A 6,067-nucleotide genomic window follows, 5' to 3' on the forward strand; every position below is an offset into this window, starting at 1 on the left:
CCGCCCTTCCGTTTCACAGGAGAGATCAGGCAGGTGGTCGTCGAGGTGGAATAAGTGGGCTGCGAACTCATGTCAGCCCCGTGGGTACAACAAAGAGGGAGTTGGGGATGTCGCCGAAGTTGGACCATCCGTTCGGAGTTGCGCTCCCCGGTAAGTCGCTGAGGTCTTCCGCCGGCTGGGACACCGCTGCGAGTTAGCCAGATCGCTTCGAGACCGCGGATGAGGCATCCGTCTGCTGGCAGGGCGGCATCTGCTACTAATCAGAGTGGGCGTGAAAACTTCTCGCTCCGTTTATGGGGAACTCTACGATCGCTTGCTTGCGAACTGTAGTGACCGCCCTTATGCTGCGGGCGCCCGTTAGGAGAAGCAAACTAAATCTCGTCGAGAGATCGCCAAGAGCAAGGCCTGCCGCAAACATACTGTTCCGCACCCGTCGTAACGACGGCCAGGAAGTGGTTTGCGGTAGATTTTTTTACGCACATTCTTTAACCGTAAAGTGGGAATAACTAGTGAAAACCACGACTAACACCTATCTGCCTTGCGTCATCCTGGCCTTATCTCTATCCAGCATTAGCAACTCAGATGCGTTGGGCGCCTGGACTCAACATCAAGGCAACGCTTGGCATAACGGGAACGTTGGCGAGGCGATCGGTGCAATTGGATTCAAGCAGGCGTGGAGCATACTGGCCACTGATCTTGGTGGTTCGATCGTTCCAGGCGTTGTATCAGACGGGGGTACGGTCTATTTCTCGGCTCGAACGAATGGTGCCGATCCGTACAGTGTGATCGCGGTTGACTCTGTAACCGCCGCCGAAGATTGGCGTAGGGGTTTCAAGCCATACAGTGGTGGCATATCTGCACCGTCAATTGGAAACGGCAAAGTGTACGTGCACCAATGGGGGCATTCCGGAATTTCAGGTGGTAACGCTTCCCAGTATCCTTATGTTTTTGGACTGGATGCTGCAAACGGGGATATCGATTTTGCCACCAATCACTCGGGACAATGGAGTAGTGGGAGTCGCCCCACGGTTATCGACGATCAGGTGTTTGCAGCCGGCGGATACTACGGCGGATTAGATGCCTACGATGGCGTTAATGGCGGCGTTGACTGGTTTGCGAAAGTCAACCAACAATATGGGTGGATTCCTGCCGCCGACGAAGATCATGTCTACGTGTACATGGGAGCTGCGTCGGCAAGTCCGGGCCCAAAGACTGGCCGCTTGTACGCTTTCGATAGAAGGACGGGGGCTAGTGCCTTTACTATCATCAACAGTGACGACACTTGGACCAGAAACAACGCTTCACCAATCGTAGGTAGCCAGGGGAATGTCTTGGCGTTTTCCAGTGCCCGCGATGGAAACAAGCTTGTGTCGTTCGATATCTCAACTGAATCTGTGGTCTGGCGATACCCTGTGCTTACCAACGGTTACGTCGCAGTTGATGATGGGCTTGTATTTGCTCCAAACGGTATCGAGCTGACAGTTCTTGATGAGGCTACAGGGACGCCGGTAGACAGGTGGTTTGCGCCTTCTGGAGAAGCTATAACGGGCAACTTAATTGTTGCGGATGACGCGCTAATCGTTCAGACAGATCAACGCACCTATCTGCTGGATCGTTCTTCGTTCGATGAGCTGTGGTCGACCGAACTGAAGGGTGAAGTTGCTTATACCGATGGCATGTTATTCATTAGTAACTCGTCTGGTGTGTATGCTCTTGCGACAGTGCCCGAGCCCTCAAGTGCAATCATGCTTGCCTCGGCTTGCATGGTGTTGCTACGTTCATGCCGCTGTAGAAGGCATACCGTGTGACGCCAACTGGAGTATAGGGTGGGTGCCCTGATGACCCGCGTTGGTAGCACCTGAGTTTTCACAGCAGCGATGAAACTGCTGCCCAGGTTGCGCTGTCAAATAAAGCGGGGCAGTGGTGCCGAACACTGTATGTTCTGCAATAACGGCGCAACTCCCAGTGAAGTTTGAGGCGAGCGAAAATCACGTCGGTTGGACCATTTTCGGCGAGTTCCGCGTGACGCCAACTCGCTGAGGTCTTGTCCAGCCGCGGACACCGCTGCGGGTTCGCGGAGGTCCTATCTGCGAACGGGCGATGCGTCTTCGCCCAGTTTGAGCAGTGGCGAGCAGAACGAGGTTGAGCTGACCTACGCAGATTCCGCGGTTCGCTAGCGCGCCGGAGCTGGCCCAGATTCAGGCACTTGATTGCGGTCTCGAGTAACCGACTTGATGGCTACTTCAGCCAGGTAGCCAGATGCACCACTAGGATAGCGGCGATTCAACTGATGGGTCCCGTGACACTAAATGCGTGTATATAACGCCGAATTGGCCGTCGTATGCGGAAGCTGTAGGCGATTGCTAACAATGGCGCGCATCTGCATTGTTGCCTTTCCCGACGCGATTCCCGTGAGCGAACAGGGAATACACTTTCGCTTCTTTCAAACACTCCACGAACTTCGGATACTCTTGCTGTAGAAGAGTGTGTTCAGACAGAGAGTGAGGGTGTGTGTGTATCGCCTCTTCCGCATCTACATACTCCGCAGTGATAGCTAACCATTTGTTAAGCGTGACTCCAATAACATCCCGCCATAAGTCGCGCATTGCATTACTAGGTATCCGACCTCCTCCCGCTTCGTATCCTCCAAGGAAAGCCGAAACGCTTTCTGCCAACTGCTCCGCAGGGTCTGGTCGACAGCCAGCCCCGACAACGCCGCTGCACTTTGCAACATACTCACGTGTAAATCGGTGTAGCGCGAATGCCAATGCCTCACTTACGCTCCAGCTAGTGCCGAATCCCTCGTAATCAAAAATGAGAACGCACTGGTGTGTAACACTATCTACAAATACATTGTGTGGGTGAAAGTCTTGCAAGACCACTGTGGGTCGCGCGCTCTTAAACCAAGTTGCTTTCTTGCGGTTTTGCTGACGATTGTATCTTTTTTTGACTCGATCCCAGCATTCACTTAACAGTAAGTCGTGATCAGTGAAAAGTTTGTACAGCGTGGATTTGTCATCACCGTCAGATGCGGTTCTTTCGATCATGCGTGCATGCTTAGCACTTAGCTCCCTGATTGTTTTGTAAGGCTCTCTGCGCATGGCCGTGTCGGCTCGTGCTGCCTCCAATCCGCGCAACGATAACCCCACATTGGCAATGTGACCACTCATGTGCTGGCTGAGCTGGGCATACTTCATGCCTACGCTTCGAACTTCATCAAGCGAACGCCCCTCATACCTTCGTATCTTCCCACTCGTGACTTCTTCCAGAAACCTTTGAACTGTCACGGCAACTGTCGGAGTATCGGGGAAGTCGATCCCTGCTTTACAGAATGCCTCTCTAACAGCCCGTTGATTTTCCCTCGCGGCGATCACGGGATGGCGCTAGATTGAGGGCCGGGTTGTTGATTGGGTTGCAGGAGGGCGAATGATGGGGATGGGGAAGCGGCGACGGAAGTCGCAGGAAGAGCTGTTCGTGGCGTCGGGCGAGCTGGCGAAGAGCCCGGGGCACGCGTTCTACAAGCGGCTGAACAAACTGCTCACCGAGTGCGACTTCGACGCGGCGATTGAACGGGCGTGCGAGCCGTACTACAAGGCGAACCGGGGCCGCGACTCGATCGCGCCTGGGACGTACTTCCGGATGCTGTTCGTCGGCTACTTCGAGGCGATCGAGAGCCAACGGGGCATCGCCTGGCGTTGTGCGGATAGCTTGAGCCTCCGCGAGTTCCTCGGCGTGAAGCTCACCGAAGCAACGCCCGACCACTCGACCTTGAGCAAGACCCGCGACCGGCTGCCGATTGGGGTCCACGAGTTGGCGTTCCGCTTGGTGCTGGCCGCGGCGGCCGAACGGGGCCTGCTGAAGGGCAAGACGCTGGGCGTCGATTCCACCACGCTCGAAGCGGATGCGGCGATGCGGAGCATCGTTCGCAAGGAGTCGGGAGAAGATTGGAAGGCGTACGTCAAGCGGTTGATGCAAGAAGCGGGAGAGGTCACCGAGGACGAAGAGCCGACCGACGAGGAAATCCGCCGGTTCGATAAGAAGCGGAAGAAGAAGAAGGTCAGCAACGCCGAGTGGGAGTCGCCGACCGACCCGGACGCGCGGATCGCGAAGCTTAAGGACAAGCGGACCCACCTGGCGTACAAGCTGGAGCACGCGATCGACCTGGACTCGGAACTCATCGTCGCCGCGGAGGTTTACCACGCGGATCACAGCGACTCGCAGACGCTGGCCGATACGACGATGTCGGCGAGGACGCACCTGGCCGAAGCGGGACGCGAGGAGGTTTACGAAGAGGTGGTAGCCGACAAGGGCTACCACGCGGCGGAGCAGCTAGAGTTGGTGCAGGGCTTGAACGTGCGGACCTACGTGCCGGAGCCGGAGCGGCGGGGCCAGTCGCGGCTGGGCGAGAAGCCGCCCGAGGTGCAGCGAGCGGTGAAGGGTAACCGGCGGCGGACGAAGACCGAAAAGAACAGCCGCCTGCAACGCTTGAGGTCGGAGCGGGTCGAACGCAGCTTCGCCCATGTCTGCGACACGGGCGGGGCGAGGCGGACGCGGCTGCGGGGGATCGAGAAGGTGCGGAAACAGACGCTGATCACCGCCGCGGCGAGGAACCTGGGCCTCTTGATGAGGAAGCTCTTCGGCATCGGCAAGCCACGGGCCCTGCAAGGCCTGCTCGGCTCGCTGCTCAACCAACTCGCCACCGCCCTCCAAGCTGTCATCAAGCTGATCCGACTCGTGGCGGCCCGTAGATCAACGGGCTGCTAAGGGATTCTGATGGCAATTCTAGAACCTTCCTTCCGTCTGAGTGTCGGCGTCGAATGGGACGCATGTATTCTGCATACTCGAATAGCGAGTGGCCAGCATCTGCTACGCTTTCTTGAAGCTGTAGTACTGTGGCTAGCGATGACTGCATGCTCCAGTCTCGAGTGGGCTGGAATCGCGTGTTGCTTAAGCGCTTATGATACCTAAGCAGCAGGGGTATGCCGCGTGGTGGGGTGACCTTGAAATTGACGGTCGCAGACTGCTCTTGAATATGCTGTACATGTAGGATGCTTTCACCACCATCGTGCCAGGCGGGATGGTTGGGCACATCCGGGTCGAACTGCTGAATTGTGTGCGACACCAATTCAAGCAAACGAGGCTGTGTCTCGGGAGTAACGTCGACAAGCGGTATGTTGCCATCGCTATGATTGAATGGGGGCCATTGGACGCTTTTCAGAGCGACGGCCCAGTCTGGCGGCCCATATCGCGCTAGGTGAGACTTGTTCCTGCTTGCCAAGAAGCGTGCGTAGGTGGTGATCGCAATAGTCAGGGCGAGCAATGTGCCAAAGATGGTTGCGAGATGATCAGATAGCTCTAGCGGCGGCACTTCGGCTTCGACACGGTCAGCGGCGGGGGGTTGGGCATCGAGTACGGAGGTTTCAATTTCACTACTAGCCACGTCTGGCGAACGCGCGGCACCCGATGGCGAGCTGGCCAGGCTGTGCGCAACGGAATCTGCTGGAGCATCGTGTGTTGACAGAGCAAGCAGTGCAGTAAGCAAATGCGATGTGACACGGCACATGGGAGAGGGTTCCAGCTTCTTGTAGGGTGGCTCGCAATGCGTGTAGCTGCAGCGTATGAGGGAATCTGTTCGTAGTGATCTTAGGTGTGCGAGGTGGCATAATCCAGCTGGGTGTTCGAAGTGAGAGTTTGCTCGCCACGGTCCAGCTTACCTCGTTCGGCTGAGTCGTTACCCAGCTAAGCGAGGTTGCCTCGACTGCGGCGGGTTCCAGCCGCGACTTAGTCGCTTCGGTGCGTGTCGCCTCGGCAGATCTCGACTTCGCCAAAGCCGCCGAAGGTAGACCACCACCGGCGAGTTACGCGTCGGCCAAACTCGCTGAGGTCTCGCCCGAAATTCGACACCTCCGCGCCTTCGCCATGGTTCTTCGAGGCCGCGGGTGAGGCACCCGCGGTGACTTCGCAAACCAACAAAATGCGGGCGGTGGTCAGGCCGCCGCAGGGAACTTTCGGGTGTCCGTGACGCACGATTTATTGCCTACGGGTCATTCTAGCGCGACGGTTACTT

At 57.0% G+C, this 6,067-nt stretch carries 3 protein-coding genes; 2 read left to right on the plus strand and 1 reads right to left on the minus strand.

Annotation, left to right across the window (positions count from 1 at the left end):
• The first annotated feature begins 509 nt into the window (after positions 1 to 509).
• A complete protein-coding gene (locus tag Pla108_RS20645; RefSeq protein ID WP_146446882.1) occupies positions 510 to 1,808 on the plus strand; it encodes an outer membrane protein assembly factor BamB family protein in 1,299 nt (432 codons plus the stop codon).
• Positions 1,809 to 2,363: 555 nt separating this feature from the next.
• Here Pla108_RS20645 and Pla108_RS20655 read toward each other — a convergent pair.
• Positions 2,364 to 3,197, minus strand: a complete 834-nt coding sequence (locus Pla108_RS20655; protein ID WP_146446884.1) for a phosphotransferase — start codon at positions 3,195 to 3,197, stop codon at positions 2,364 to 2,366.
• Between the two features lie 232 nt (positions 3,198 to 3,429).
• Here Pla108_RS20655 and Pla108_RS20660 point away from each other — a divergent pair, with 232 nt between their 5' ends.
• Positions 3,430 to 4,764, plus strand: a complete 1,335-nt coding sequence (locus Pla108_RS20660) for a transposase (protein ID WP_231934575.1) — start codon at positions 3,430 to 3,432, stop codon at positions 4,762 to 4,764.
• Positions 4,765 to 6,067 lie beyond the last annotated feature (1,303 nt).

Source organism: Botrimarina colliarenosi (assembly GCF_007859955.1).
Classification (GTDB): Bacteria; Planctomycetota; Planctomycetia; order Pirellulales; family Lacipirellulaceae; genus Botrimarina; species Botrimarina colliarenosi.